The organism is Bacillus sp. SIMBA_005 (genome assembly GCF_046535585.1).
Taxonomy (GTDB): Bacteria; Bacillota; Bacilli; order Bacillales; family Bacillaceae; genus Bacillus; species Bacillus pumilus.
Genome location: NZ_JAWRWI010000737.1, coordinates 1 through 256 on the forward strand (window position 1 = coordinate 1; position 256 = coordinate 256).

Annotated in this window: 1 protein-coding gene; it reads right to left on the reverse strand. The window is 31.2% G+C overall.

All coding sequences use genetic code 11. The annotated features are described in order from the left end of the window. Nucleotides 1-256: hypothetical protein (locus tag SB660_RS22015; protein WP_410584584.1), on the reverse strand; the 256-nt coding region annotated here is incomplete at both ends.

Sequence of the window (256 nt, forward strand, 5' to 3'; positions counted from 1 at the left end):
TCGGCGTTATTTAATCCAATTGCAGCTTCGGCACGGATTAAGTATTGTTCACTTAATCTAAAAGCAACGTAACCAGGATTGTTTTGGAATTTTTTGGTAAAATTATAATCTACAGAAACCGATTGTAAATTTACAATGGTAGAAATTGATTTTTTTAAGAACAACTGTTTTCTAATATCGGTACTTTCGTATAGATTTAATAAATCATCAGATGCTGCGTACGTTCCATAACTGGTATTGTTTGTATATCCATACT